Origin of the sequence: Streptomyces sp. NPDC056231 (assembly GCF_048270745.1) — a bacterium.
GTDB lineage: Bacteria > Actinomycetota > Actinomycetes > Streptomycetales > Streptomycetaceae > Streptomyces.
Window position 1 is genome coordinate 326,015 of the sequence record NZ_JBLVKW010000002.1, and the last position, 25,420, is coordinate 351,434.

Here is a 25,420-nt window from a genome sequence, read left to right on the forward strand (position 1 = left end):
GCAGGGCGAACACGGCCCGACGCGGTTCTAGGCCCCGGGGATCCACCCCGGCGCCATCCACGTCGCCGCCGCGGCTCCGCACAGAAGGCAGAGCGCCTTGTCCGCCCAACGGGGCGCACCGAGCTTCGCCGCCGCGTCCGCCGCTTCGACCGTGATCAGCAGACCGCTGAGCAGGACGAGAGGACCGTCGCTCCAGGTGATCTCCGGGCGGCCGATGGCCGCCCAGCCGACCGCGATGCCGACCAGGCACAGGCCGGTGTAGAGCGCGCGCGGGTTGGGCCTGGAGCGGAGTTTGTTCCTCGACCGGTGGACGAAGATGAGCGCGAGCTGCGCCAGCAGCGCTATCAGAGCGAACATCGTGCACGGCTCCTAGAACTTGCAGGCATTCTGGATGGCCGAGATGCCGAGGAGCGCTGCGATGGCCTTGCGGTGCGCCGACGTCACCTGGCCGCCGCCAACGAACTGCGCGTACGCCCCGCCGACGGCGCGGTCGACCTGCCCTCGCCCGACATCATCACCGCCCCGGTGCTGGCGGCCATGCCGCTGGACATGCTCTTCGACTACCTCGGCATCCGCCTCAACGGCCCCAAGACCGCCGAGGTACCGGTCGCCCTCGGCTTCAACATCACCGGGGGCATCGCGGGCGACCCGAGCACCTACAGCCTCCACGTGCGCAACGGTGTACTCGTCCAGTACCCGAACACCCTGGACGCGGTGCGGACCGACGCCGGCTACACGAATCACCCGGGAGGGCCCGAACAAGCTGGCCATCTCCGCCGCCACCCCCGAGGACCTGCTGAACTCCGGCGACCTCACCGTGGAATCCGGTGGCCTCGCACCGCTGAACGCCCTCAACGAACTCCTCGACACCTTCGGCTACTGGTTCGGCCTCACCACCCCCTGACATGCGCAAGGCCGTGGTTCCGGCCCATCTGGGCGGACCGGAACCACGGCCTTCGGTGTCCCACTTCTCCTTCACCGTCGCCAACCACTCGCGGCCTGATCAAACCGACCATGTGTGGCGACGACCCCTGGAAACCGCCCATCAGCCGTGGGGCGGGCCCCTCCGCAAGTGCGGCGTACCGTGCGACCGTTCACTCCTCCAGGGTCAGTCCCTTGCGGAGTCTGACCAGCGTGCGGGAGAGCAGCCGGGACACGTGCATCTGCGAGATGCCCAGCTCCTCACCGATCTCCGACTGCGTCATATTGGCGACGAACCGGAGCGAGAGGATCTTCCGGTCGCGACCGGGCAGCGAGGCGATCAGCGGTTTCAGGGACTCGACGTACTCGATGCCTTCGAGTCCGTGGTCCTCGTAGCCGATCCGGTTCGCCAGCGCGCTCTCGGTCTCGTCCTCCTCGGCCTTGGCGTCGAGTGAGCTCGCGGTGTACGCGTTGCTTGCGGCCATGCCTTCGACGACCTCGTCGTCGGTGAGTCCGAGGCGGTCGGCGAGTTCGCCCACGGTGGGCGCCCGGTCGAGTTGCTGGGCGAGTTCGTCGCCCGCCTTGGCCAGGTCGAGCCGCAACTCCTGCAGCCGGCGCGGGACGCGCACGGACCAACTGGTGTCGCGGAAGAATCGCTTGATCTCGCCGATGACGGTCGGCATCGCGAAGGTCGGGAACTCGACGCCCCGGCTCAGCTCGAACCGGTCGATCGCCTTGATCAGGCCGATGGTGCCGACCTGGATGATGTCCTCCATGGGTTCGCTGCGGGAGCGGAACCGTGAGGCGGCGAACTTGACCAGGGCCAGGTTCAGTTCGACGAGTGTGTTGCGCACGTACGCGTACTCGTGGGTGCCCTCTTCGAGGGATTCGAGCCGCGCGAAGAGTGTCTTCGACAGCGCTCTGGCGTCCGTTGCGCCCACTTCGTCGTACGGCGGGATCTCGGGAAGTCCTTCGAGGCTGTCGCTGCCCTTGGTAATACTGATGTCGCTGGTGCTGCGGCGCGGAGCGGGTACGGCGACCGCGGCAGGGGAGTCTGATTCGGTCAGTCCCTGAGGACATGCTGACGTCGCGATATGGGTACGCGGTCCGTCGAGCCGGGGTGACATGGTCTCCTCCATCGTTCTCGGCATATGGCTGCCGATGCCCATGCGTGTTCCTGCGGTGAAGCGGCGCCTCCAAAGCCGGTCGTGTTTCGGGTGTCCCTCTACCCTTACCCGGTCCTGACGTGCGGATACAACCGCCAATTGCGGCTATATGTCCGGTTTGTTGGGGTCTCTGGCTACCGTGTGCCGCACGGAACGCGTAGTGTTTTACGAACGTCAGCGACAGCTACACACGCAACCGCACGCGCCATCGCAGAGGGTGGACGCACGGTGACGCAGGCAGTGACGAACGGCGAAGAGGGACGGGCATGGACCGCCAGACGGTCGGCAATGCGAACCGGGGTCGACTTCAGGTCGAGGTCCGGACCGAGGGGCGCAGTGAGGTAGTGACGCCGGTGGGTGAGTTGGATCACCACACCGCCGACTTGCTCCGCGAACCCCTGGAGAGCGCGGTCGAACACGGACGGACCCGCCTGGTGGTCGACTGTTCGCGACTCGAATTCTGTGATTCCACCGGGCTCAATGTGCTGCTCGGTGCCCGCCTCAAGGCGGAGGCGGCCGGGGGAGGGGTCCATTTGGCCGGAATGCTGCCGATGGTGGCGAGGGTCTTCGAGATCACCGGGGCCGAGGCGGTCTTCACCGTCCATGACTCCCTCGAATCGGCGCTGGACACCTGATCGTGGCCCGGAGCGCAGCCTCACCCGTCCCGGGTGTCGCCTGCCTCACGCATTCCGCATGGGCGAAGTGGGTGTTGTCACGATACGGCGGGGCAGGAGACATTCCGGCGAACCTCTCGTGACCCGGGTGGCCCGCACACTCCGTGCGGCCCGCACACTCTGTATGCGGCCGATATCCGTATCGGCAGCTGCGGCCGTATCTGTATCTGTAACTGTTCAATGGCGACATGGTGAATCGGTGAGGTGAAGCGCTGATGAGCACCACCCGGCAGCATCCGCCGGGCGACCTCGGCCGGGAGCCGGAGGGCGCGGGCGACGGCGCCGACGCAGCCTCCTCCGGGCCCGTCGACCGGCGGTGGCGCACGCTGCCCCTGCGGGGGGTCAGCGGCATCGTTCCGACAGCCCGCGATTTCGCCCGGCAGGCGCTCCGCGACTGGGGCTGGCTCCCCGCGTCGAGCGCCGACCGGCGTGCAGCCGCCGAGGACGTCCTGCTGGTCGTCTCCGAACTGGTCACGAACGCCTGCCTGCATGCGGAAGGACCGGAGGAGCTTCGCATCGCCTGCACCTCGAAGGTGCTGCGGGTGGAGGTCGTCGACGGTGGTGCGGGACAGCCTGCGCCGCGCACCCCGCACCGGGCGGGCCGGCCCGGTGGGCACGGCATGTTCATCGTGCAGAGGCTCTGTCTGGACTGGGGTGTCCACCGGGAGTCGGGCCGGCCCGGCAAGACCGTATGGGCGGAGCTGGCCGCTCCCGCGTAGTCACCACCCGAACCGTCGGGCCGTGCGCCCCCCTTCTTGCCCCGAAGAGCGCGCCGGATCGGCGCGCTCTTTGTCTTCCCTCCATAGGGCCCCAGGCGTACCTTGAGCGCCCGATCTGATGTGTCGTCAGTAACTTGCGTCGGAGCGATGCGGCGCGCGGCGACTTCCGGCATGAGGGGAACTGAGGTGCCGTACCCGAAGCGAACAGCTCTCGCGCTGGCGTCCGCGCTGGCCGGCTCGGTGGTGCTGCTGGCCGCGCCCGCCGCCCACGCCACGGTCGTGGACGTCGACTACAGGTGCAAGACGCCCATCGGCGACAAGAACGCGGTGTCGCCCATCGACATCAAGGGAGTGAAGAGCGGCAGCAGTTACACGCTCACGATGTCCTTCCAGAAGGGCGTCTCGTCCAGCCCCGTCGAGCTGGGCAAGGGCGCCATGAAGCCCAGCGCGGTCATCCGGCTGAGCGGCGCCGAATCGGGCCAGGTCCAGGTCTCGGGACCGGCGAACGCCGAGGCGATCCCCGCGAACACCCCGATCAAGATCAGTGACCTGTCGGGTACGTACACCCCGAAGAAGAGCGGCAAGGTCGGCTTCACCGCCGGCGTGCTCACCATCAAGGCGCTCGGTACGACCACGACCTGCACTCCGGGCAACAGTCCGAAGCCGTCGCTCGAACTCGATGTGACGGCGGCGGCCGGCTCGAAGGACGCCCCGGAGACCACCCTGCCGAAGACCGGACCGCTCGACTCGGCGATGGCGCTCGGGACGCTCGGCGGCACGGTACTGCTGACCGGTGCGGCCGGGGTGCTGTGGCTGACCCGGCGGGGACAGCGGGCCGTGGGCTGAGCTCCGCGGAGCCGCCGCGCGCCGTCCGTACGTACACGCCCGTTCTGTACGCACCAGGGAGCCTGCCCCCATGCCGCTGTTGACCGGTCACGCAGCCCGAGCCGTTCTCGCAGCGCTGCTGTGTGCTTTTGCCTGCGCCCTCTCCGCGACCCCGGCAACCGCCGCCGACCGGAGCGGCGCCGACTGGACGGCGCGGCCCGCGGCGGGCGGTGGGACCCGGAGCGGCGGGGACGGCGGCAGACCGTACTTCTATCTGGAGGGACTGCCCGGCACTGTGCTGCAGGACCGGCTCTCCGTCACCAACCCGGGCACCGCCCCGGTCACCGTGCGCCTGCGCGGGGCGGACGCGTACCACGCCGAGGGCGGTGACTTCGCCGTACGCGCAACGAAGGACTCCACCGGGACCGGCGCCTGGCTGCGGCTCGCCGCGGACCGGGTGACCGTGCCCGCCCGTACCCGCGCCGAAGTGCCGTTCTCCGTCACTGTCCCGGCAGGTGCGTCGCCGGGCGACCACCCGGGGGCGATCGTCGCCGAGAGCTCCGGGCGCTCGGTGGGCGTACGCGTCCATCTGCGGGTCAGCGGGCCCACACTGACCGCACTGACCGTCGAGGAGGTCAGCGTGTCCGGGCGGACCATCCACTACACCCTGGTCAACCGGGGCAACGCGGCCCTCGCCCCACGCCTCGCCGTCAGCGCGGACGGGGTCTTCGGCACCCTGCTGCGGCGCGAGGCGCGGAACCTGACGGTGGACCTGCTGCCCGGACAGCGGGTGAGACTCACCGAACCGTGGCGGGACGCCCCCGCTCTCGATTCCGCCACCGTCCGGCTCCGCGTCACCGCCGCGGGCGGAGCGCACAGCGAGGCGACCGCCCCGGCGGTCTTCGTCCCCTGGGCGCCGGTGACCTGCGGCGCCCTGCTGGTTCTGGCCGCGGCCGCCGCAGGTGCGTACGCATACCGGCGCCGGCCACCGGGCGACGACGGCCCGGACCATGGCGACGCAGCTCGAACCCCGGCAGAGAGAAGGCACGTGGTGAAGGCGGGAGCGGAATCGTGAGACGACAGAACGGACCGGCGTCCCTCCGGCGTGGCAGCCACCAGTGGGCCGCCGCGTTGCTCGTCACGCTGCTGCCCGCCCTGCTGCTCCTGCCGGCGCCCGGCGCCCGCGCGGCGGACGGAAAGCCCGCAGTCACCCTCTCCGAGAAGCAGGCGGGCAAGGGCGGCGACATTACCGTCAAGGGCACCGGATGGCGGCCGAACACCCTGCTGATGATGCTGATCTGCGGGCAGTCCGCACCCGCCACGGGCGTCATCGGCGGCACCAACTCCTGTGCCAACGCCGACGGACGCGCCGTCACCACAGACGCCAAGGGCGCCTTCAGCAAGAAGATGCCGGTCTCCGAACCGCCCAAGCCGTGCCCCTGCGTGGTGCATGTCGCGACGGTCACCGGGGAACAGGCAGCCGCCGACGCCGGGTTCGTCGTAGCCGGACACCCCGTCGCCCCGCTGCCGGAACAGACGGACGGCGGAAAGCTCGCGGTGCTCGCCACCACCCGGCTGGAGGGCGACAGCGGAATCCTCACCTGGTTCGGCGCCCCGCCCTCCCGGCAACTCGTCTTCACTGTGGGCAACCTCGGCTCGGCGCCGGTCAAGGACCCGGTCTTCCGGGTCGGCACCGCGCACGGCGTCTTCGCCCCGCAGTGGGAGGAGCGGCAGTGGCGCGGCACCATCGCGCCCGGCCGCAAGGCACAGATCGAACTGCCGGTCGAACTGACGGCGGGCGCCCACGGCGACTACCGGATCTCCCTGCGGTACGGGACGAAAACACTGGCCGAACAGCCGTGGGGGGTGGGCCGGCCCTGGGGCGTCACGCTCTTCTGGATCATGCTCTGCGTCGTCGTACCGGCCGCGGTGTTCCGTATCGGCATGGCGATCGTCGACAAGGTGCGGCCCCGCGCCGCGTACACCCCGGCCCGCGCCGGTCGTCATCGCCATCCGCTGCCGGCCGGCGTGGCGAAGCTCCCGAGGCTGCGCCGGGGACCGCGCACCCCGGCAACCCCGTCGACAGCGTCCACGGCAGGGCCTGCCCCGGGCGCTACCACCACGGCCGCGCTGCCGTGGTTCACACCGGATTCCGCACCGTCAGAGAACAGACCCACGACGAAGGGACATTCGTGAGCACGCAACGGAGGATGAGCGCGGCCGGAGTCGCGCTGATGCTCGGCGGCGCGGGGATCCTGCTGGCCGCGAGCCCAGCCCTGGCTGCCGACGTCTCGTACAAGACGGAGTGCATACCGCCGTCCATCTCCGGACTGCCCCCTGTGCAGGGCACGACCGAGGTGCAGCTGACCGCACCCGCCGAGGCAAAGGTCGGGGACAGCGTCGAGGTGGTGTGGAAGACGGTCCAGGCCGCTTCCAGGAACCCCGACGTCCTGGACCTGGAGAAGGACACGGTCAAGCCGACCGGCACCATCGAGGTCGGCGGTGCGGCCACGGGAACGCTGAAGATGGAAGGGCCACGGCAGAACCCGCCGATCCCCAAGAACAGCGCCATGGTGCTGCCCGACATGAAGGGCACGCTGAAGCTGGAGAAGGCCGGCGAGATCACGCTGACGCCGGGCGCGTACAACATCAACGTGTCGAAGCCGATCTCCACCGACACCAAGTGCTCCCCGAAGGAGACCGTTCAGCCGGGCGCGACGATCAAGGTCACGGACGGCGGCGGTACGACAGCAGGGGGTACGACCACCGGTACGACAGCGGGTGGCACGACCACCGGCTCCACCGCGGCGGGCGGCACGACGGCGGGCGGTACGACGGCGGCAGGGGGAACGACGTCCGGCGGAACGGACACCGGAGGCGCTGACTCCGGCACCACCACCGCCGGGTCGAGCGGCGGCGGCAGTGGTCAAACCGACTTCGAGGGCAAGGAGGTGTCTGTCGCGTACGCTTGCAAGACCCCGCTCGGTGACAAGAACGCCACCTCCCCGGTGAAGATCGACGCGAAGAAGAACGGCGGCAGCTTCGACCTCACGGTGAAGTTCAGCAAGTCGGTCATGGACAGCCCCGCCGACATTCCGGCCGATTCGGTGAAGCCCTCCATGGAGGTCGGGCTCGGCGGAGCCGACAAGGGCACGGTCCATGTCGAGGGCTCCACCAACAAGGGGCCCATCAAGTCCGGCACACCGATCCGGATCCCCGATCTCACGGGTACGTACAAGCCGGGCGCGAGCGGTAGGTCCACCCTCAGTCCGGGCGTGCTGACCGTGAAGGCGCTCGGCACGACGACGACCTGCACCCCGCCGGCCGGTGTCGCGGTCTCCCTGGAGCTGGACACCTCGTCCCAGCCCGGCGGGGCCGTGGGCGGCTCGGGCACGGGGGGCGCCACGGCCGGCGGCGGTACGGACTCCGGAGGCGGACTGGCCGAGACCGGGGCCGAGGACAACGGCACTCTGCGCGCACTCGGCCTGGTCGCCGGTACGGCGATCCTGCTGGGCGGCGCCGTGTTCACGTTCACCCCGTGGCGCAGGCTGCGCGGCACCCGATGAGCTGAGCCGCCGGAAACGCGAAGGGCCGCCGCACCGGCGATCCGGTGCAGCGGCCCTTCAGTGCCTCAGTGCCTCAGTGCACTTCGCCCATGAGCTGCTTGACCTTGTTGCGGTACATGAAGATCGCGACACCCGCGGCTGCCGCGAGGGCGGCCTGCAGAGCGACGATGCCGGTGCCGTTCAGGCCGACACCCGCGATGGAGAGCAGACCCGTGGTGCAGTCACCGGCGGTGACGGCCAGGAACCAGACACCCATCATCTGGCTCGCGTACTTGGCCGGAGCCATCTTCGTGGTGACGGAGAGACCGACCGGGGACAGCGTCAGTTCGGCGACGGTCTGCACGAAGTAGATCGCGACCAGCCACATCGCGGCGGCCTTGTGACCGTCCGTGGCGATCGTCAGCGGTATCAGGAAGAGGAAGAACGACGCACCGACCAGCACCAGACCGGAGCTGAACTTCACGATCGTGCTCGGCTCCTTGCCACGCCGGTTCAGTGCCAGCCAGAAGGCGGCGAAGACCGGGGCCAGCGCCATGATCAGGACCGGGTTGACCGACTGGTACCAGGAGACCGGGAAGTCCCACCCGAGGATGCTGTTGTCGGCCGAGTTGTCGGCGAAGATCGCCAGGGTCGAACCGCCCTGGTCGTAGATCATCCAGAACATGGCGGCGGCGACGAAGAACCAGATGTAGCCGGACATCTTCGACTGCTCGGCGGCGCTGAGCTCCTTGTCGCGCTTGATGCGCGTCAGGACCATCACCGGAATGATCAGACCCGCGATCGTGATCGGGACCAGGATCCAGTTGAGCGTGTAGACGCCGGTGACAACCGTCACGATGTAGAAGACGGCCGCGATGGCCAGCCAGATCATGCCCTTGCGCAGCGTGTCGGCGCGCTCGGCGGCCGACAGCGGCTTCGGGACGACGAGGCTGCGCTCGTTCAGGTGGCGGGTGCCGAACAGGTACTGAGCGAGGCCCAGCCCCATGCCGACCGCGGCGAGCGCGAAGCCCAGGTGCCAGTTGACACTCTCACCGATGGTGCCGATCACCAGCGGGGCGGCGAAGGCGCCCACGTTGATACCCATGTAGAAGACCGTGAAGCCACCGTCGCGGCGCGGGTCGTCCGGTCCGTCGTAGAGGTGGCCGACCATCGTGGAGATGTTGGACTTCAGCAGACCGGAACCGATGGCGACGAGTCCGAGACCGGCGAAGAAGGTGCCCTGCGAGGGCAGCGCCAGCGTCAGGTGGCCGATCATGATGACCGTGCCGGCGACGGCGACCGTCTTGCGGGGGCCCCAGACACGGTCGCCGAACCAGCCGCCGGGCATGGCGAGCAGGTACACCAGCGACACGTAGACCGAGTAGATCGCCGTGGCCGTGGCGGGGTTCATGTGAAGCCCGTCGGGAGCGATCAGGTAGAGGGGGAGCAGGGCCCTCATGCCGTAGTAGCTGAAGCGCTCCCACATCTCGGTCATGAAGAGAGTGGCCAGGCCGCGGGGGTGGCCGAAGAAGGTCTTCTCCGAGCCGGCCGTGCCGGCGGAGTCCTTCGTCAGGCTGGACGCCATGGTCGATCCTTGCTTGCTCGGGACGCGACGCCTCGTGAGCGTGACGCGCCCGGTGGGGGGAGGCCGGCACCGACGCGGCAGACGTCCCACCCCTCACGCCTGAGAAGGGATTCGCTCCGGACTCCGCACGGTGCACGGAGCGGGTACCGGAGTCGGGGGACCAGCTGCATCGGGATCCACGCCCGGCGCACATCCTTGCGCTCCGGGCCCGGCCACAGGTCATTCACTGAAGTCAGGGCTGGCGGGTGCCAGCCCGTGCACAAAAGAGACCCTTGGCGCTTAAAGCTGCCCAAAGGTCTTTGAGTAGTGCAACAGGCGTCGAGTCACCATACGAACCACTGTGGTCGATATGAAAGGACTTGAGATATGGATCACAGGTTCAGGTGCAACCAAATCACATATTCCAAGGCGGCCCTTCGAATTGGGACGCAGACCCACAGGCCTTGTGGATCACCTCCCGGTGGCCGCCCCATGCGGACTACCATCACTCCATGACCCGTGTACTGCTCGCCGAGGATGACGCTTCCATCTCGGAGCCGCTGGCTCGCGCCCTGCGTCGGGAGGGTTACGAGGTCGAGGTCCGCGAAGACGGTCCGACCGCCCTCGACGCCGGCCTCCAGGGCGGCATCGACCTGGTCGTGCTCGACCTGGGCCTGCCCGGGATGGACGGCCTCGAAGTAGCCCGACGGCTTCGCGCCGATGGCCACGCCGTGCCGATCCTGGTGCTCACCGCCCGCGCCGACGAGGTGGACACCGTCGTCGGCCTGGACGCCGGAGCCGACGACTACGTCACCAAGCCGTTCCGCCTGGCCGAACTCCTCGCCCGGGTCCGGGCGCTGCTCCGGCGCGGCATCACCGACCCGACCCCGCAGCCCGCCACGCACGGGGTGCGGATCGACGTCGAATCGCACCGGGCCTGGATGGGCGACGAGGAGCTCCAGCTCACCGCGAAGGAGTTCGACCTGCTGCGGGTCCTGGTCCGCGACGCCGGCAGGGTCGTCACCCGCGACCAGTTGATGCGCGAGGTCTGGGACACCACCTGGTGGTCCTCCACGAAGACGCTCGACATGCACATCTCCTGGCTCCGCAAGAAGCTCGGCGACGACGCGGCCAATCCTCGCTACATCGCGACCGTCCGGGGCGTCGGCTTCCGGTTCGAGAAGAGCTGACGTACAGAAACAGTCATGCGCCGCCGACTGATCAACTCCACGCTCGCCGTGGTGCTCGTGGTGATCGCCGTCTTCGGCGTGTCCCTCGTCATCGTCGAGACCCGCACCATCAGCCACAGCGCCCAGGAGAGTGTCGACTCGGAGGCGCTGCGGCTGATCAGCGTGGTCGAGAGCCGGCTCCTCGGGGCGGAACGGATCAATCCCCGGGTGCTGGCCGAACAGGTCGACCACAACCGGTACGCCCGGGTCGAGATCCCCGGCCGCGCCCCCATCGTCGTGGGCACGCGTCCCACCGGCAGTGTGATCAGAAGTACGGCGAAGGGGGAGCAGGGCGAGAAGGTCACCGTCGAGGAGTCCCGCTCCGCCGTCACCCGCGAGGTCGGGCGCACGCTGATGATCATCGGTGCGGTGGCGCTGCTCGCGATCGTCTCCGCGGTGCTCCTCGCCGTACGCCAGGCCAACAAGCTGACCTCGCCGCTCACCGACCTCGCCGAGACCGCGGAACGTCTGGGCTCCGGTGACCCGCGGCCGCGCCACAAGCGGTACGGGGTGCCGGAGCTGGACCGGGTCGCGGACGTCCTCGACTCCTCCGCCGAACGGATCGCCCGGATGCTGACCGCGGAACGCCGGCTCGCAGCCGATGCCTCCCATCAGCTCCGCACGCCGCTGACCGCGCTCTCCATGCGGATCGAGGAGATCTCCGTCACCGACGACCCGGACACGGTGAAGGAGGAGGCGAACATCGCCCTCACCCAGGTCGAGCGCCTCACCGACGTGGTGGAGCGGCTGCTGACCAACGCCCGCGACCCGCGCACCGGCTCGGCGGTCGTCTTCGACCTCGACGAGGTCGTCAAGCAGCAGATCGAGGAATGGCGCCCCGCTTACCGCGGCGAGGGCCGCGCCATCGTCCGCTCCGGCAAACAGGGCCTGCGGGCCGTCGGCACGCCGGGCGCGGTCGCCCAGGTGCTGGCCGCACTGATCGAGAACTCACTGATGCACGGCGGCGGCACGGTGGCCCTGCGCACCCGGGTCACCGGCAACCAGGCGGTCATCGAGGTGACGGACGAGGGCCCCGGCGTCCCGCCCGATCTGGGCGCCAGGATCTTCGAGAGGACGATCAGCGGCCGCAACTCGACGGGAATCGGCCTCGCGGTCGCCCGTGACCTGGCCGAGGCGGACGGCGGTCGTCTGGAACTGCTCCAGCAGCAGCCGGCGGTCTTCGCCCTGTTCCTGAGCCGGGTGGCCCGGAACCGCGAGGAACCGGAACGACCGGTCCGCTGAATCAGGCCCGCCAAGGGGAGACCGAGGGCGAAGCTGCCATCGGACGCCCCCGGTGCCTCAACGTCGTACGGGCTCCACCGGCACCCGCTCCACGGTCCCGCGCCCCTGTGCCACCACGGCTACGCCGTCTTTGGCAGGCAGTGCCTTGAACACCCAGCTCCGGTAGGACCAGAACCGGAACAGCGTCGCGATCCCGATTCCCAGGATCTTGAAGATGTTGCTCTGGACCGGGCCGTCCCACCCGAACCCGTACGTCGCCGTGTACAGCACACCGTTCTCGATCGCCGCACCCACCGCGCTGAACAGCAGGAACAGCGTCAGTTCCCGGGTCCGCCCGGTCTTGTCACGGTCCCGGTACGTCCAGTAGCGGAAGCCCACGTAGTTGAAGAGGATGGCGACGAATGTGGCCAGCAGACTGGCCCGCACCACTTGAAGGTCCGTGGTGTGCCACAGCAGGTTGGACACCGCCACATTGACCAGCAGACCCATCGCGCCGACCACGCCGAACTTGGCGACCTCCCGGGCCAGCGCATCCAGCCGGGTCCGTAGCACGCCCCGTTCGTTCATGGTGATGGCTCAGCCCCGTCCGTGGATTCGGTCAACCCAGTCATGCTATCCACGCCTCCCAGGAGATTCCTGTGAGCATCCACAGAGGCGTGGCGAGCCTCTGAAACGGATCCTCCGGCCGCCGCCCCCAGGGGCATCGTCCGGCGGCCCCCGGGACGCCCGATACTCTGGAGGCGTGACGTTCCCGGTAGTCGGCATGGTCGGCGGCGGTCAGCTCGCCCGTATGACCCACGAGGCGGGCATCCCCCTCGGCATCAAATTCAAGCTCCTCAGCGACACCCCTCAGGACTCGGCGGCCCAGGTGGTGAGCGAAGTCGTCATCGGCGACTATCGCGACCTGGACACGCTGCGCGCCTTCGCGCGCGGTTGTGACGTGCTCACCTTCGATCACGAGCACGTCCCGAGCGAGCATCTGCGGGCCCTGGAGGCGGACGGCATTCCGGTGCGCCCCGGCCGCGACGCGCTGGTGCACGCCCAGGACAAGGGGGTGATGCGCGCGAAGCTCAGCGAGATCGGCGCGCCCTGCCCCCGCCACCGCATCGTGACGGACCCGGCGGACGCCGCGGCGTTCGCGGCCGAGGTCGGCGGGTTCCCCGTCATCCTGAAGACGGTCCGCGGCGGCTACGACGGCAAGGGCGTCTGGGTGGTCCGCTCCGAGGCGGACGCGGCGGACCCGTTCCGGGCGGGTGTCCCCGTCCTCGCCGAGGAGAAGGTCGACTTCGTACGGGAGCTGGCGGCCAACATCGTCCGCTCGCCGCACGGCCAGGCAGTCGCCTACCCGGTCGTGGAGTCCATCCAGGTCGACGGCGTCTGCGACACGGTCATCGCCCCGGCCCCCGAGCTGAGCGAAGAGCTCGCCGGCGAGGCCCAGCAGCTGGCCCTGCGGATCGCCGCCGAGCTCGGTGTCGTCGGCCACCTCGCCGTCGAACTCTTCGAGACCCGCAATGACGACGGGACTCCCGGCATACTCGTCAACGAGCTCGCGATGCGCCCGCACAACTCCGGGCACTGGACCCAGGACGGCGCGATCACCTCCCAGTTCGCCAACCACGTCCGAGCCGTTCTCGACCTGCCGCTCGGCGACCCGCGCCCGCGCGCCACCTGGACGGTCATGTGCAACGTCCTCGGCGGCGACTACCCGGACATGTACCAGGCGTACCTGCACTGCATGGCCCGCGACCCGCAGCTCAAGATCCACATGTACGGCAAGGACGTGAAGCCCGGCCGCAAGGTCGGACATGTCAACACCTACGGCGACGACCTGGCGGATGTGCGCGAGCGCGCCCGGCACGCGGCCGACTACCTGCGAGGAACGATCACCGAATGACTTCCCCCGCCTCCGCCGCGCCGGTCGTCGGCATCGTCATGGGTTCGGACTCCGACTGGCCCGTCATGGAAGCAGCTGCCAAGGCCCTCGACGAGTTCGAGATCCCGTACGAGGTCGACGTCGTCTCCGCCCATCGCATGCCGCACGAAATGATCGCGTACGGGGAGAACGCCGCGGACCGCGGCCTCAAGGCGATCATCGCGGGCGCGGGCGGCGCAGCCCACCTGCCCGGCATGCTCGCGTCGGTCACCCCGCTGCCCGTCATCGGCGTCCCGGTTCCGCTGAAGTACCTGGACGGCATGGACAGCCTGCTGTCCATCGTGCAGATGCCGGCTGGTGTGCCCGTCGCGACCGTGTCGGTCGGCGGTGCGCGCAACGCGGGTCTGCTCGCCGCCCGTATCCTCGCCGCCCACGACAGCGAGCTGCTGGCCCGCATGCGGGAATTCCAGCAGGAGCTGAACGACCAGGCGACCGAGAAGGGCAAGCGGCTGCGCAGCAAGGTCGAGGGCAGCGACGCCTTCGGCTTCGGCAAGTAGACACAGCGGACAACGAGCGGAAGCGGGCGACCATGGCGGATCTGATCACGGACCGGACCACGGAACACTCCGGGGACCACCTCGCACAGGCTGCGGAACTCCTCGCCGAGTACCCGGTCGTCGACGGTCACAACGATCTGCCCTGGGCACTTCGCGAACAGGTCGGGTACGACCTGGACGCGCGCGACATCGCCACCGACCAGTCCGCCCACCTCCACACCGACATCGGGCGGCTGCGCGCCGGTGGCGTCGGCGCGCAGTTCTGGTCCGTCTACGTACGGTCCGACATGGCGGGCGAGGACGCCGTCAGCGCCACCCTCGAACAGATCGACGTGGTCACCGAGCTGCTGGGCCGCTACCCCGCGGACCTGCGGCGCGCCCTGACCGCCGACGACATGGAGACGGCCCGCACCGAGGGCCGGATCGCTTCCCTGATGGGAGCCGAGGGCGGCCACTCCATCAACAACTCGCTGGGCACCCTGCGCGCCCTGCACGCCCTCGGTGTCCGCTACATGACGCTCACCCACAACGACAACATCGCGTGGGCGGACTCGGCGACGGACGAGCCCGGCGTCGGAGGTCTCTCGCCGTTCGGCCACGAGGTGGTACGGGAGATGAACCGCACCGGCATGCTGGTCGACCTCTCCCATGTGGCGGCCACGACGATGCGCGACGCGCTCGCCACCTCCACCGCACCGGTGATGTTCTCGCACTCCTCGTCGCGGGCGGTCTGCGACCACCCGCGCAACATCCCCGACGACGTCCTCGCGCAGCTCCCGGCCAACGGCGGCATCGCCATGGCGACCTTCGTACCGAAGTTCGTCCTGCCGGAAGCCGTCGAATGGACCCGTGCGGCGGACCAGAACATGCGCGATCACGGTCTGCACCACCTCGACACCACCGCGGCGGCCATGAAGATCCACGCGGAGTTCGAGGCCGCCCACCCGCGCCCGATGGCCACCGTGGCGACGATCGCCGACCATCTCGACCACATGCGCGAGGTCGCCGGGATCGACCACATCGGTATCGGCGGCGACTACGACGGCACCGCGTTCCTCCCCGCAGGTCTGGAGGACGTCTCGGGCTACCCGAACCTGATCGCGGAACTGCTGGGCCGCGGCTGGTCCGCCGCCGACCTCGCCAAGCTCACCTGGCGCAACGCGGTACGGGTGCTGCGCGACGCCGAGGCCGTCGCCCGCGACCTGCGGACGCGACGCGGCCCGTCCCACGCCACGATCGAGGAATTCGACGCCCCGGCGTCCTGACGTCCCACGGGACGGGAGGGCGCTCCTCCCGTCCCCCCGAACGCAGGGGCGGACTCGCCCGCCTCGGCCGTCCCGCTGTGCGGCCCACGCGCTCACCGACCACCCGTCTGACGTCCTCGACGACGTGCTGCGGATGCCGCGCCGGCGGTGCGGGACGACCCCGGTCAGGCGCGGGGCCGTCCCATCGCCCGGTACGTCCAGCCCGCCTCGCGCCACAGCGTGCTGTCCAGCGCGTTGCGGCCGTCGAGAATGATCCGGTGTGCGGCGGCCTCGCCCAGAGCCGCCGGGTCCAGCTCGCGGAACTCGCGCCACTCCGTCAGGTGCAGCACCACGTCCGCGCCGCGCACCGCGTCCAGCGCCGACTCGGCGTACCCGAGTGTCGGGAAGAGCCGCCGGGCGTTGTCCATGCCCTTCGGGTCGTAGACGGTGACCTGGCCGCCCTGGAGGTGGATCTGCCCGGCCACGTTCAGGGCCGGCGAGTCGCGTACGTCGTCCGAGTCCGGCTTGAACGTCGCACCCAGCACGGCCACCCGCTTGCCGAGGAACGAGCCCCCGCCCACGGCCTCCCGGGCCAGCTCCACCATGTGACCGCGGCGCCGCATGTTGATCGAGTCGACCTCACGGAGGAAGGTCAGCGCCTGGTCGGCTCCCAGCTCACCGGCGCGCGCCATGAAGGCCCGGATGTCCTTCGGCAGACACCCGCCGCCGAATCCGATCCCGGCCCGCAGGAACTTGGCTCCGATCCGCTCGTCGTGACCGATCGCCTCGGCCAGCTTCGCCACATCACCGTCGGCGGCCTCGCAGACCTCTGCCATCGCGTTGATGAAGGAGATCTTGGTCGCCAGGAACGAGTTCGCCGAGGTCTTCACCAGTTCCGCGGTCGGGTAGTCCGTCACCACGAACGGCGACCCCTCCGCGACCGGCACCGCGTACACCTCGCGCAGCAGCTTCTCGGCCCGCTCGCTCTCCACGCCGACGACGATCCGGTCCGGGCGCAGGGTGTCCTTCACGGCGAAGCCCTCGCGCAGGAACTCCGGGTTCCAGGCCAGCTCCACATCGGTTCCCACCGGCGCCAGTTCGGCCAGCCGCGCCGCGAGCCGGGCCGCGGAGCCCACCGGCACGGTCGACTTGCCGACGACCAGCGCGGGGCGGGTGAGCTGCGGCGCCAGCGACTCGAAGGCGGAGTCCACATACGACATGTCGCAGGCGTACTCGCCGTGCTTCTGCGGGGTGTTCACGCAGACGAAGTGCACATCACCGAACGCGCCGACCTCTTCCCACGAGGTGGTGAACCGCAGCCGCCCGGTGGATCCCTCGATGCCCGCGACGTGCTTCTGGAGCAGTTCCTCCAGTCCCGGCTCGTACATCGGGACCCGGCCACTGCTGAGCATCTCGACCTTCTCGGGCACGACATCGAGACCGAGCACTTCGAAGCCGAGTTCCGCCATGGCCGCGGCGTGGGTGGTGCCGAGGTAGCCGGTGCCGATCACAGTGATCCTGAGGGCCATGGAGTGCTCCAGAGAGATGCGGACAGACATGCGGTGAACGAGCATAGTCGTGCCTCTGAAGACCGGGATTTACGGGCCCGGGGGACCCCTGTCGCGAAGCTCACGTGCAGCTCGCATAGGCCTTTGTGGGCCAGGCACCTAAAATTGGGTTACTTAACGGTAGTTAGCATCCCTGGGGAGTGAGAGTCTTGACGGGTTCCACCGATTTCGACCTGTACCGTCCGGCCGAGGAGCACGACATGCTCCGCGAGACGGTCCGTGCGCTCGCCGAGGCGAAGATCGCCCCGTTCGCTGCGGCGGTCGACGAGGAGGCCCGCTTCCCGCAGGAGGCGCTGGCCGCCCTGGTCGCCTCCGAGTTGCAGGCCGTGCACGTCCCCGAGGAGTACGGCGGTGCCGGTGCGGACGCCCTCGCCACCGTGATCGTGATCGAGGAGGTGGCCCGCGCCTGCGCCTCCTCCTCTCTCATCCCGGCCGTGAACAAGCTGGGCTCGCTCCCGCTGATCCTTTCCGGCTCCGAGGCGCTGAAGAAGAAGTACCTGGGCCCGCTCGCCAAGGGCGACGCGATGTTCTCGTACTGCCTCTCCGAGCCCGAGGCGGGTTCCGACGCCGCCGGCATGAAGACCAAGGCCGTCCGCGACGGTGACTTCTGGGTCCTCAACGGCGTGAAGCGCTGGATCACCAACGCGGGCGTCTCCGAGTACTACACGGTGATGGCCGTCACCGACCCGACCAAGCGCTCCAAGGGCATCTCGGCGTTCGTCGTCGAGAAGTCGGACGAGGGCGTCTCCTTCGGCGCCCCGGAGAAGAAGCTCGGCATCAAGGGCTCCCCGACTCGCGAGGTCTACTTCGACAACGTCCGGATCCCCGCCGACCGCATGATCGGCGAGGAGGGCACCGGCTTCGCCACGGCGATGAAGACCCTGGACCACACCCGCATCACGATCGCGGCCCAGGCCCTCGGCATCGCGCAGGGCGCCCTCGACTACGCCAAGGGCTACGTCCAGGAGCGCAAGCAGTTCGGCAAGCCGATCGCCGACTTCCAGGGCATCCAGTTCATGCTCGCCGACATGGCGATGAAGCTGGAGGCGGCCCGCCAGCTCACCTACTCCGCCGCCGCCAAGTCCGAACGCGGCGACAGCGACCTCACCTTCTTCGGCGCCGCGGCCAAGTGCTTCGCCTCCGACGTCGCGATGGAGATCACCACGGACGCGGTCCAGCTGCTCGGCGGCTACGGCTACACGCGGGACTACCCGGTGGAGCGGATGATGCGCGACGCCAAGATCACGCAGATCTATGAAGGCACGAATCAGGTCCAGCGGATAGTCATGGCAAGGAACCTGCCGTAGCGGTCGGCTTCAGCGGTGCGGGACGGCCCCCGGCGTCAGGCGAATTCGCCTCGTGCCGGGGGCCGTTTCCGAGGGCTGCCAGGAATTCTCGCGGCCGTGCGGTGCTGTTCGGCTACGACACCGGCGGGATTCGAACCCGCGGACAGGGAGGGGCAGGGGCGGCCCCGAACCCCGTCAGCCGGCATGACGGGCCGAGGGGCGTAGCCGCGCCGCTTTCGGCGGCGTCCCTTCCCTGTCCATGAACGGCATCGCATGAAGAGGGCCCGGACGGTGAACCGTCCGGGCCCTGTTTTCGCCTGCCGTCAGTTCTCGGAGACGGTGACCTTCTCGTCGTTGTTGAGCTGCTCCACCAGTTGCTTGACCTTGGCCTTGTCCCACACCAGGTTTCCGCGTGTGGAGCCGGAGATCGGCATGTTCATGGACTTGCCGTCACCGCCCGTGATGCCCTTCATCGCGAAGAACATGTTGCCCAGGTCCCACAGCGACATGTCCTTGTCGACGATCAGAGTGTCGAGACCGGCGCCCAACGTCGGGTACAGCTTGAACGGGTTGAGGACCGTGGACGGCGTCGCCGTCTGGCTCGCCAGCGCCGCGAGGAACTTCTGCTGGTTCTTCGTACGGTCCAGGTCGGACGTGAACGCGTGCCGGGTGCGGACGAAGGCAAGGGCCTGCTGGCCGTCGAGGGTCTGCTTGCCCGCCTGGAAATCGGCGCCGGAGTACTTGTCCTTGAACGCCTTGGGGATGTCGAGCTCCACCCCGCCGATCGCGTCGACAATCTTGGCGAAGCCGCCGAAGCCGATTTCGACGTAGTGGTCGATGTGCAGCCCGGTGTTGAACTCGACCGTGCGGACGAGCAGTTCGGGACCGTCCTCGGCGTACGCGGCGTTCAGCTTGGTGAAGCGGCCGCGGCCGGGGTAGAGCTTGCCGGAGTCGGAGCCCTTGTAGGAGGGGATCTCGACGTTCGAGTCACGCGGCAGCGAGACCAGCGTCGGGCCGTTCGAGCCGTCGTGCAGGATCATCATCGAGTCGGTCCGCTTGCCCTCGGCCGAGCCGGTGTGGAGCCTCTTCTTGTCCTCGGCCGTCATGCCCGCGCGACTGTCGGAGCCGACGATCAGATAGTTGGTGCCGTCGCCCTCGTGCGGTCGCTCGATCACCTTGGAGAGGTCGACCTCACGCTTGAGCTTGGAGTCGGCCCAGAAGTACGTGCCGATGGAGACGGCCAGCACCACGACCACGAGGGTCAGGGCGCCTATCTTTATCCGGCGTCGCCAGTCCGGCGCGGGCCTCCCCTGGACGTAACCGCCGTCACCCCGGCCGCCGCCGTGACCGTGGCCGCCGCCGTAGACCTGTCCCGTGTTGTAACCGCCGCCGTACCCTGCGCCGTCGTCATAGCCGCCGTACTGCGGTGCCTCGGGCTGACGCTGTCGCGGCGGTGCGGGACGCTGCTGAGGCGGCGCGGGGCGCCGCTGGACGTGCGGCATGACGCGGGCGCCCTCGGGCTGGGCGCTGTCACTGCCCCACCCGTAGCGGTCGTTGCGGTCGTCGTCGGTCCATCCACCGGGCCTGTCGCTCATGCGGTCCAGTGTGCAGTCCGGGCGTGCCGGTATTACAGGGGGTGTGAGATATCGGGCCTGCGATGTTGCGAAGCTGATGCAATGTCCGCGGCCCAGGTCCCCCCGCATAAGGTAGACGGTATGACAGATCAGGCCCCACGCTCGGAGAGCGACATTCCGGGCAAGCCGACTGCGGCATCCCGGACCACCCTCAGCCACATCATGACCGGTAACGACACCAATCTGCTGGGTACGGTGCACGGCGGTGTGATCATGAAGCTGGTCGACGACGCGGCGGGCGCCGTGGCCGGCCGGCACTCCGGCGGACCCGCGGTCACGGCCTCGATGGACGAGATGGTCTTCCTGGAGCCGGTGCGCGTCGGTGACCTTGTTCACGTCCGTGCCCAGGTGAACTGGACCGGCCATTCCTCGATGGAGGTCGGCGTCCGGGTCATGGCCGAGCGGTGGAACGAATCGACCCCGGCCCAGCAGGTCGGCACCGCGTATCTGGTGTTCGCGGCGGTCGACGGGGACGGCAAGCCGCGCCCCGTACCGCAGGTGATCCCCGAGACGGAGCGCGACAAGCGGCGCTACCAGGAGGCGCAGATCCGGCGCACGCACCGGCTGGCGCGGCGCCGTGCGATCAAGGAACTGCGCGAGAAGCGCGCGGCGGACGGCATCGAGGACTGACGGCGGGGCGGGGCCCCCCCCCCCCCCCGGGGGGGGCGCCCCCCCCCGGCGGCCCCCCCCCGGGGGCGCCCCCCGGGGGCGCCCCCCCGGGCGCCCCGGCCCCCGCCCCGCCCCCACCTCCCGGGCCCCCCCCGCGGGCCGGCCGCCCTGCCCGCCCGGCGGGGGGCCCCCCCCCCGCGCCCCCGGGGGGCCCCCGCCCCGCCCCGGGGCTCCGCCCACGGGGCGCCTCGCTACGGGCACGCCACCTGGTCGCCCGTGACCGCGGCGAACGCGCCCCGGTGCGTGTCCTCGGCCCGTACCCGCTCGACCTTGCCGAAGTCCGCTCCCGTCGTCACCTTAATCGTCGCGCCCTGCCCCTTGACTGCCCGCAGCTCGGCCCCCGGCAGCGCCGCAGCCAGCGACTTCGCCGACCGGTCCCACCTCGGGTCGTACTCGACCAGGGTGTGTTTCAGTTCCCGCGGTGCCCCGTTGATCGGGGCCCGCGTCGTACGGAACCCGGTGGCGCGCAGGGCGTCGTCGGCCGTCTTGCCGAGGCCGTCCATCGGGGTCCCGTTGTAGACCTGGACCCGAATCTCCTGGGGCGCGACATCGACGGTCTTCGCGGCCGCCTGCTTCGGCTGCTGCACCGCGAGGGGCTTGTCGTCACGTAGCGCCTGGAAAAGCCTGGTCGACTTCTTCGGATCCCACTTGACCGTTGAGCCGATGCCCTTGACCGGATAGGAGGGATCGCTGATCGGTACGGAGGTGAACTCGGACGACGCCGCAGTGAAGCCGCGCATCGCCTGGCCGAGTTCCAGGATCTGCTCCGTGCCGAACCCCTCGTCGGCCCGGACCGAGTGGAGCATCGTCGAGGCGATGTCCCGGAACTTCACCGGGTTCAGCAGCACACCGCTGCTGGTCGTCTGCTTGATCAGCGAGGCGAGGAACCTCTGCTGGCGCTGCATCCGGCCCAGGTCAGCGGCCCCGTCGACATGGCGCGAGCGCACGTACTGGAGCGCCTGCCCGCCGTTCAGCCAGTGGGTGCCCGCGGCGAGATCGAGACCGGTGTACGAGTCCTTCATCGGCCGGGCGGTGCAGATCTGCACCCCGCCCAGGGTGTCGACCGTCTTCATGAAGCTGGTGAAGTCGACCTCGAGATAGTGGTCGATCTTGATGCCGGTCATGTCCTCGACGGTCCGCACGGTCAGACTCGGCCCGCCCTCCGCGTAGGCGGCGTTCAGCTTCAGCGGGTGGGCGGCGTGCTCGGCGCCGGTGTTCCGGTCGCGGTGTGCCGGGATCTCGGCGTAGCTGTCGCGCGGAAGGGAGACGACGCTCGCGCGTTCCTTGTCCGCGGACAGATGCACCAGCATGATCGTGTCGGTGCAGTAGCAGGGAGCACCGCCCAGCCGGTACTTCGTCTTGTCGTCCTTGCTGATGCTGTCGCGGCCGTCGGTGCCGACGAGCAGCAGATTCGTGCCGTTCCCGGCCCGCGGCCGGTTCTTCATGTCCTTGAACGGGTCGATACGGTCGATCCCGGTCTCCAGATTGGTCACCACCGCGTGACCGATCCCACCGGCGCCGAGCACCAGCACGGACAGACCGGTCGCGACCCGCATGCCCCAGCGGGGCTTCCCGTCCTGCTTTCTCGGCCTGAGCTGCGGGGGTGCGGCGCGGGGGCGCGGCGGACGGGGGGAGCGGTGCGGTGTGGGCACAGGGGGACCTCCGCGGTGCAAGGGGGATCGTTCGCACAGTAGGCCCGTACGATCTCCATACCGGGAAGCGAGCTTGCGGCGCGCGCCTGTGTCCCCCATTCGCGGTAACGTGGCGGCCGAAACGCCGCCTCCTGGGGTGAGAACCCCCGGCGCCCCCGAGGACCATCCGAGGACCACATGTCTGCCGCGCAGTACCCCGCCGTCTCCGTGATCATGCCGGTGCTCAATGAGGAACGCCATCTCAGGAACTCCGTCCGGCACATCCTGGAGCAGGAGTACGCCGGCGAGATGGAGGTCGTGATCGCGCTCGGTCCGTCCACGGACCGTACGGACGAGATAGCCGCCGAGCTGGTACGGGAGGACTCCCGGGTCCACACCGTGCCGAACCCGACCGGCCGCACCCCGGCAGCGCTCAACGCCGCGATCAAGGCCTCCTCGCACCCCATCGTGGTGCGGGTCGACGGCCACGGCATGCTCTCGCCGAACTACATCGCGACCGCCGTCCGCCTGCTGGAGGAGACCGGTGCGCAGAACGTCGGCGGCATCATGCACGCCGAGGGCGAGAACGCCTGGGAGGACGCCGTCGCCGCGGCCATGACATCGAAGATCGGCGTCGGCAACGCGGCCTTCCACACCGGCGGCCAGGCGGGCCCGGCCGAGACCGTCTACCTCGGCGTGTTCCGCCGCGAGGCCCTGGAGAAGGCGGACGGCTACAACGTGGAGTTCATCCGCGCCCAGGACTGGGAGCTGAACTTCCGGATCCGCGAGGCGGGCGGACTGATCTGGTTCTCGCCGGAGCTGAAGGTGCAGTACCGGCCGCGGCCCTCGGTGAAGGCGCTGGCCAAGCAGTACAAGGACTACGGCCGCTGGCGCCATGTCGTCGCGCGCTACCATTCCGGCTCGATCAACCTGCGCTACCTTGCCCCGCCGACCGCCGTCTGTGCGATCGCGGCGGGCCTCGTGGTCGGCGCGGCCGTCACCCCGTGGGCGTTCGTCGTCCCGGCCGGCTATGTCGCCGCCATCGTCGCCGGGTCCCTCCCGGCGGGCAAGGGCCTGTCGCTGAAGGCGCGGGCCCAGATCCCGGTGGCGCTGGCCACCATGCACATCTCCTGGGGCTACGGCTTCCTGACCAGCCCCCGCTCGCTCGCGAGGAAGGTCATCGCCAGCCGCCGCCCGGCGGTCCAGCCACAGGCGGCCTGACCCAGCACGGACAGGGGCGCCGGCTGTTCCTCCCAGGAGAAACAGCCGGCGCCCCTGTCGCGCGCGGTCAGCCGCTCGTGCCGTGACCGGCAAAGCCTGCCGGGAGGGGCACTAGAACCGGTACGGCCAGTAGACAGGCATGCAGGCGTCTGTCTCGGACCCGTTGACCGCGTCGGTCCCTTCCAGCGGGTTTTCGTCCCCGGCTGCCTGCTTCGGGTACGTCGTCCCTGTCCGCCAGTCCGAGCCGATCGTGAGAGTCAGCGTGTCGACGTCGGCCGACACTTTGACCGCGCTGGTCGGCAAGGACAGCGCCTGCGCGATCGAGAGCGCGTCCGACTTGCCCTGGGCCCCGGAGTCCTTCGGGTACGTCACCGCGGTGGTCAGCGCCGACCCGGGCGAGGTCGAGGCGGTGGCCTTGGTGAAGCCCTTGGACCGGAGGATGTCCTGGATGTCCTTCGCCCGGCCGCTGGTGGCGGCTTGACCGTCGGCCGCGGTGCCGTTGACCACCGTGAGGTCGAGAGCGTCGGGCGCGGCCGCGGTGGCGGTCGCGGCCGGGCCCTTGTTCTTCGTCGCGGACTTGTTCTTGGTCCCGGACTTCTTGCGGTCCTTGGGGTCGAGCGACTGGTCGTCCCGCAGCAGCGCCCAGAGCTTGTCGGCTGCGACCGGCTTCGGCAGCACGTGGTTGTCGTCCTGCGTATCCGCGATCCGCGGCATGGTCAGCATGTTGATCTTGTCCATCGGTACGTTCTTGAGCTGCATACCGAGATCGAACAGCTTCTTCACCGAGCCGATCTCCTCCGAGACCTGGAGCGACTTGGTCGCCGTCTCGGCGAGATCCATCAGCCGCCCGGTGTCGGTGAAGGCGTTCTGATTCTTCAGCTCACGGATGACCGAATTCAAGTACATGTGCTGGGCCTTGGCCCGGCCGATGTCGCTCTCGAAGGCGTGCCGGGTACGCAGCCACTGCAGCGCCTTCTTGCCCTTGATCTTGTGCGTGCCCTTGGTCAGCTTCAGATAGGAGCCGCCGGGAACCTTGGGCTTGGGGATGTCGTAGACGTTGTCCTCGACGCACACATCGGCGCCGCCCACGGCGTCCGCCATGGCGACCACACCGGCGAAGTCGACCATCACCCAGTGGTCGATGTAGACGCCGGTCAGCTGCTCCCAGGTGTCCAGCGTGCAGCCCGGGCCGCCACGGCCGAGCGACTCGTTGATGAGCGCGTTGGTGGCCGGGTACTCGTGGTCGGTCTCGGGGTCCACGCACTTCGGGATGTCGACGCGCGTATCACGTGGAATGCTGACGACCGAGGCGTTCTTCCGGTCGGCCGATACATGGAGCAGCATCTGCACATCGGCCAGCGGCTTGGCGCCGACGCTCGACTTCGAGCCGCCGAGCTTCAGATTCTCCTTGGAATTACGACTGTCCGAGCCGATCAGCAAGATGTTCAGCGGGGTCTGGCCCGCGGCGTTCGGAGCGGTCTTCTTCGCCGCGTTGTTCCCGGCGCTGCGGTGTCCCTTGCGGAGATTGCTGTTCAGGTGCTGGTACCAGAGATAACCGGCGGCGCCGGTGCCGAGTATGACCAGTGCGAGTACGTACGCGACCCAGCGCAGTATGCGGCGCTTTCCGCGTTTCCCGTGCCGGTGCGACGTGCCGCGGCGGCGCCCGCCGTGACCCGGCCCCTCCCGGTCCGTGCCGGCGCCCCGGCCGTCCCGGCCTGGGGCCGGGCCGTCCGTGTACAGGTCGTCGTCCCAGCCGAGTTGGCCTGCATGCCGGACGCGTGGTCGCGTCCCCTCCCCGGGTGTGCTGCTCCGTCCCACCTGGACCCCCCTGCTGCTCAGACTCTTGGAATGG

Annotated in this window: 23 protein-coding genes and 1 pseudogene; 16 read left to right on the forward strand and 8 right to left on the reverse strand. The window is 69.4% G+C overall.

Translation table 11 applies throughout. The features are described from left to right. Positions 1–27 precede the first annotated feature (27 nt). A complete protein-coding gene (locus ACNPQM_RS03470; protein ID WP_418082802.1) occupies positions 28–357 on the reverse strand; it encodes a hypothetical protein in 330 nt (109 codons plus the stop codon). A 192-nt stretch (positions 358–549) separates the two neighbouring features. On the opposite strand from ACNPQM_RS03470, the pseudogene ACNPQM_RS03475 reads away from it, so the two are divergent. Both ACNPQM_RS03475 and ACNPQM_RS03480 read left to right on the forward strand, forming a co-directional pair. After that, positions 550–645, forward strand: a pseudogene (locus ACNPQM_RS03475) (hypothetical protein); the annotation flags it as partial. Between the two features lie 34 nt (positions 646–679). Further along, positions 680–904: a hypothetical protein gene (locus ACNPQM_RS03480; protein ID WP_418082841.1), complete on the forward strand. Its 225-nt coding sequence runs from the start codon at positions 680–682 to the stop codon at positions 902–904. Positions 905–1,094: 190 nt separating this feature from the next. Here the strand turns inward: ACNPQM_RS03480 and ACNPQM_RS03485 are convergent, their stop codons facing one another. Further along, a complete protein-coding gene (locus ACNPQM_RS03485; protein WP_418082837.1) occupies positions 1,095–2,048 on the reverse strand; it encodes an RNA polymerase sigma factor SigF in 954 nt (317 codons plus the stop codon). Between the two features lie 305 nt (positions 2,049–2,353). Between ACNPQM_RS03485 and ACNPQM_RS03490 the strand changes: the two genes are divergently transcribed. The 6 genes from ACNPQM_RS03490 to ACNPQM_RS03515 all read left to right on the forward strand — a co-directional run bounded on the left by ACNPQM_RS03490 (position 2,354) and on the right by ACNPQM_RS03515 (position 7,871). Beyond that, entirely contained in the window at positions 2,354–2,722 is a 369-nt protein-coding gene (locus ACNPQM_RS03490; RefSeq protein ID WP_358859178.1) for an STAS domain-containing protein, read from the forward strand. A gap of 254 nt (positions 2,723–2,976) precedes the next feature. Then, entirely contained in the window at positions 2,977–3,480 is a 504-nt protein-coding gene (locus tag ACNPQM_RS03495) for an ATP-binding protein (RefSeq protein WP_358859179.1), read from the forward strand. A 186-nt stretch (positions 3,481–3,666) separates the two neighbouring features. After that, the gene (locus ACNPQM_RS03500; protein WP_418082838.1) at positions 3,667–4,326 is read left to right on the forward strand and encodes a peptidase; all 660 of its coding nucleotides are present in this window, start codon (positions 3,667–3,669) and stop codon (positions 4,324–4,326) included. 70 nt (positions 4,327–4,396) lie between these two features. Continuing rightward, the gene (locus ACNPQM_RS03505) at positions 4,397–5,380 is read left to right on the forward strand and encodes a hypothetical protein (RefSeq protein WP_418082803.1); all 984 of its coding nucleotides are present in this window, start codon (positions 4,397–4,399) and stop codon (positions 5,378–5,380) included. Then, a complete protein-coding gene (locus tag ACNPQM_RS03510) occupies positions 5,377–6,501 on the forward strand; it encodes a hypothetical protein (protein WP_418082804.1) in 1,125 nt (374 codons plus the stop codon). Before ACNPQM_RS03505 ends, ACNPQM_RS03510 begins: the two co-directional genes overlap by 4 nt. 14 nt (positions 6,502–6,515) lie before the next feature. After that, positions 6,516–7,871: a hypothetical protein gene (locus ACNPQM_RS03515; RefSeq protein ID WP_418082839.1), complete on the forward strand. Its 1,356-nt coding sequence runs from the start codon at positions 6,516–6,518 to the stop codon at positions 7,869–7,871. Between the two features lie 73 nt (positions 7,872–7,944). Here ACNPQM_RS03515 and ACNPQM_RS03520 read toward each other — a convergent pair whose 3' ends face one another. Further along, positions 7,945–9,435 carry an oligopeptide:H+ symporter gene (locus ACNPQM_RS03520; RefSeq protein WP_418082805.1) on the reverse strand — a complete coding sequence of 497 codons (1,491 nt, stop codon included), beginning with the start codon at positions 9,433–9,435 and terminating at the stop codon, positions 7,945–7,947. A gap of 491 nt (positions 9,436–9,926) precedes the next feature. Between ACNPQM_RS03520 and ACNPQM_RS03525 the strand changes: the two genes are divergently transcribed. Both ACNPQM_RS03525 and ACNPQM_RS03530 read left to right on the forward strand, forming a co-directional pair. Next, positions 9,927–10,604 carry a response regulator transcription factor gene (locus ACNPQM_RS03525; RefSeq protein ID WP_418082806.1) on the forward strand — a complete coding sequence of 226 codons (678 nt, stop codon included), beginning with the start codon at positions 9,927–9,929 and terminating at the stop codon, positions 10,602–10,604. Between the two features lie 15 nt (positions 10,605–10,619). Further along, entirely contained in the window at positions 10,620–11,885 is a 1,266-nt protein-coding gene (locus ACNPQM_RS03530) for an ATP-binding protein (RefSeq protein WP_358859185.1), read from the forward strand. Between the two features lie 57 nt (positions 11,886–11,942). Here ACNPQM_RS03530 and ACNPQM_RS03535 read toward each other — a convergent pair whose 3' ends face one another. Beyond that, positions 11,943–12,452: a GtrA family protein gene (locus tag ACNPQM_RS03535; RefSeq protein ID WP_358859186.1), complete on the reverse strand. Its 510-nt coding sequence runs from the start codon at positions 12,450–12,452 to the stop codon at positions 11,943–11,945. 175 nt (positions 12,453–12,627) lie between these two features. Between ACNPQM_RS03535 and ACNPQM_RS03540 the strand changes: the two genes are divergently transcribed. Genes ACNPQM_RS03540 through ACNPQM_RS03550 form a run of 3 tightly spaced genes read left to right on the forward strand, consistent with a single transcriptional unit; the run spans position 12,628 to position 15,580 of the window. Continuing rightward, positions 12,628–13,779: a 5-(carboxyamino)imidazole ribonucleotide synthase gene (locus tag ACNPQM_RS03540; RefSeq protein ID WP_358859187.1), complete on the forward strand. Its 1,152-nt coding sequence runs from the start codon at positions 12,628–12,630 to the stop codon at positions 13,777–13,779. Continuing rightward, the gene (purE, locus tag ACNPQM_RS03545) at positions 13,776–14,315 is read left to right on the forward strand and encodes a 5-(carboxyamino)imidazole ribonucleotide mutase (RefSeq protein WP_418082807.1); all 540 of its coding nucleotides are present in this window, start codon (positions 13,776–13,778) and stop codon (positions 14,313–14,315) included. Before ACNPQM_RS03540 ends, purE begins: the two co-directional genes overlap by 4 nt. Positions 14,316–14,347: 32 nt before the next feature. Next, the gene (locus ACNPQM_RS03550; protein WP_358859189.1) at positions 14,348–15,580 is read left to right on the forward strand and encodes a dipeptidase; all 1,233 of its coding nucleotides are present in this window, start codon (positions 14,348–14,350) and stop codon (positions 15,578–15,580) included. Between the two features lie 164 nt (positions 15,581–15,744). On the opposite strand, the gene ACNPQM_RS03555 is transcribed toward ACNPQM_RS03550, so the two are convergent. Continuing rightward, positions 15,745–17,088, reverse strand: a complete 1,344-nt coding sequence (locus tag ACNPQM_RS03555) for a UDP-glucose dehydrogenase family protein (protein ID WP_418082840.1) — start codon at positions 17,086–17,088, stop codon at positions 15,745–15,747. 188 nt (positions 17,089–17,276) lie between these two features. Here ACNPQM_RS03555 and ACNPQM_RS03560 point away from each other — a divergent pair, with 188 nt between their 5' ends. Further along, positions 17,277–18,434 (forward strand): acyl-CoA dehydrogenase, encoded by a 1,158-nt coding sequence (locus tag ACNPQM_RS03560; protein WP_418082808.1) that lies wholly within the window; start codon positions 17,277–17,279, stop codon positions 18,432–18,434. A gap of 302 nt (positions 18,435–18,736) precedes the next feature. Here ACNPQM_RS03560 and ACNPQM_RS03565 read toward each other — a convergent pair whose 3' ends face one another. Continuing rightward, entirely contained in the window at positions 18,737–20,008 is a 1,272-nt protein-coding gene (locus ACNPQM_RS03565; protein ID WP_358859191.1) for an LCP family protein, read from the reverse strand. A 120-nt stretch (positions 20,009–20,128) separates the two neighbouring features. Here ACNPQM_RS03565 and ACNPQM_RS03570 point away from each other — a divergent pair, with 120 nt between their 5' ends. Beyond that, entirely contained in the window at positions 20,129–20,677 is a 549-nt protein-coding gene (locus ACNPQM_RS03570) for an acyl-CoA thioesterase (RefSeq protein ID WP_358859192.1), read from the forward strand. 230 nt (positions 20,678–20,907) lie between these two features. Here ACNPQM_RS03570 and ACNPQM_RS03575 read toward each other — a convergent pair whose 3' ends face one another. Continuing rightward, positions 20,908–22,272 (reverse strand): LCP family protein, encoded by a 1,365-nt coding sequence (locus tag ACNPQM_RS03575; protein WP_418082809.1) that lies wholly within the window; start codon positions 22,270–22,272, stop codon positions 20,908–20,910. Positions 22,273–22,545: 273 nt separating this feature from the next. Here ACNPQM_RS03575 and ACNPQM_RS03580 point away from each other — a divergent pair, with 273 nt between their 5' ends. Next, positions 22,546–23,568 carry a glycosyltransferase family 2 protein gene (locus ACNPQM_RS03580; RefSeq protein WP_418082810.1) on the forward strand — a complete coding sequence of 341 codons (1,023 nt, stop codon included), beginning with the start codon at positions 22,546–22,548 and terminating at the stop codon, positions 23,566–23,568. A gap of 111 nt (positions 23,569–23,679) precedes the next feature. Here ACNPQM_RS03580 and ACNPQM_RS03585 read toward each other — a convergent pair whose 3' ends face one another. Next, a complete protein-coding gene (locus ACNPQM_RS03585; protein ID WP_418082811.1) occupies positions 23,680–25,386 on the reverse strand; it encodes an LCP family protein in 1,707 nt (568 codons plus the stop codon). Positions 25,387–25,420 lie beyond the last annotated feature (34 nt).

Coding starts and splice junctions, on each gene's coding strand:
- purE (WP_418082807.1), top strand. CDS start 13,776: ATGACTTCCCCCGCCTCCGCCGCGCCGGTCGTCGGCATCGTCATGGGT.
- ACNPQM_RS03555 (WP_418082840.1), bottom strand. CDS start 17,088: ATGGCCCTCAGGATCACTGTGATCGGCACCGGCTACCTCGGCACCACC.
- ACNPQM_RS03550 (WP_358859189.1), top strand. CDS start 14,348: ATGGCGGATCTGATCACGGACCGGACCACGGAACACTCCGGGGACCAC.
- ACNPQM_RS03530 (WP_358859185.1), top strand. CDS start 10,620: ATGCGCCGCCGACTGATCAACTCCACGCTCGCCGTGGTGCTCGTGGTG.
- ACNPQM_RS03490 (WP_358859178.1), top strand. CDS start 2,354: ATGGACCGCCAGACGGTCGGCAATGCGAACCGGGGTCGACTTCAGGTC.
- ACNPQM_RS03535 (WP_358859186.1), bottom strand. CDS start 12,452: ATGAACGAACGGGGCGTGCTACGGACCCGGCTGGATGCGCTGGCCCGG.
- ACNPQM_RS03495 (WP_358859179.1), top strand. CDS start 2,977: ATGAGCACCACCCGGCAGCATCCGCCGGGCGACCTCGGCCGGGAGCCG.
- ACNPQM_RS03470 (WP_418082802.1), bottom strand. CDS start 357: ATGTTCGCTCTGATAGCGCTGCTGGCGCAGCTCGCGCTCATCTTCGTC.
- ACNPQM_RS03485 (WP_418082837.1), bottom strand. CDS start 2,048: ATGTCACCCCGGCTCGACGGACCGCGTACCCATATCGCGACGTCAGCA.
- ACNPQM_RS03565 (WP_358859191.1), bottom strand. CDS start 20,008: ATGAGCGACAGGCCCGGTGGATGGACCGACGACGACCGCAACGACCGC.
- ACNPQM_RS03575 (WP_418082809.1), bottom strand. CDS start 22,272: ATGCGGGTCGCGACCGGTCTGTCCGTGCTGGTGCTCGGCGCCGGTGGG.
- ACNPQM_RS03505 (WP_418082803.1), top strand. CDS start 4,397: ATGCCGCTGTTGACCGGTCACGCAGCCCGAGCCGTTCTCGCAGCGCTG.
- ACNPQM_RS03525 (WP_418082806.1), top strand. CDS start 9,927: ATGACCCGTGTACTGCTCGCCGAGGATGACGCTTCCATCTCGGAGCCG.
- ACNPQM_RS03580 (WP_418082810.1), top strand. CDS start 22,546: ATGTCTGCCGCGCAGTACCCCGCCGTCTCCGTGATCATGCCGGTGCTC.
- ACNPQM_RS03570 (WP_358859192.1), top strand. CDS start 20,129: ATGACAGATCAGGCCCCACGCTCGGAGAGCGACATTCCGGGCAAGCCG.
- ACNPQM_RS03515 (WP_418082839.1), top strand. CDS start 6,516: ATGAGCGCGGCCGGAGTCGCGCTGATGCTCGGCGGCGCGGGGATCCTG.
- ACNPQM_RS03520 (WP_418082805.1), bottom strand. CDS start 9,435: ATGGCGTCCAGCCTGACGAAGGACTCCGCCGGCACGGCCGGCTCGGAG.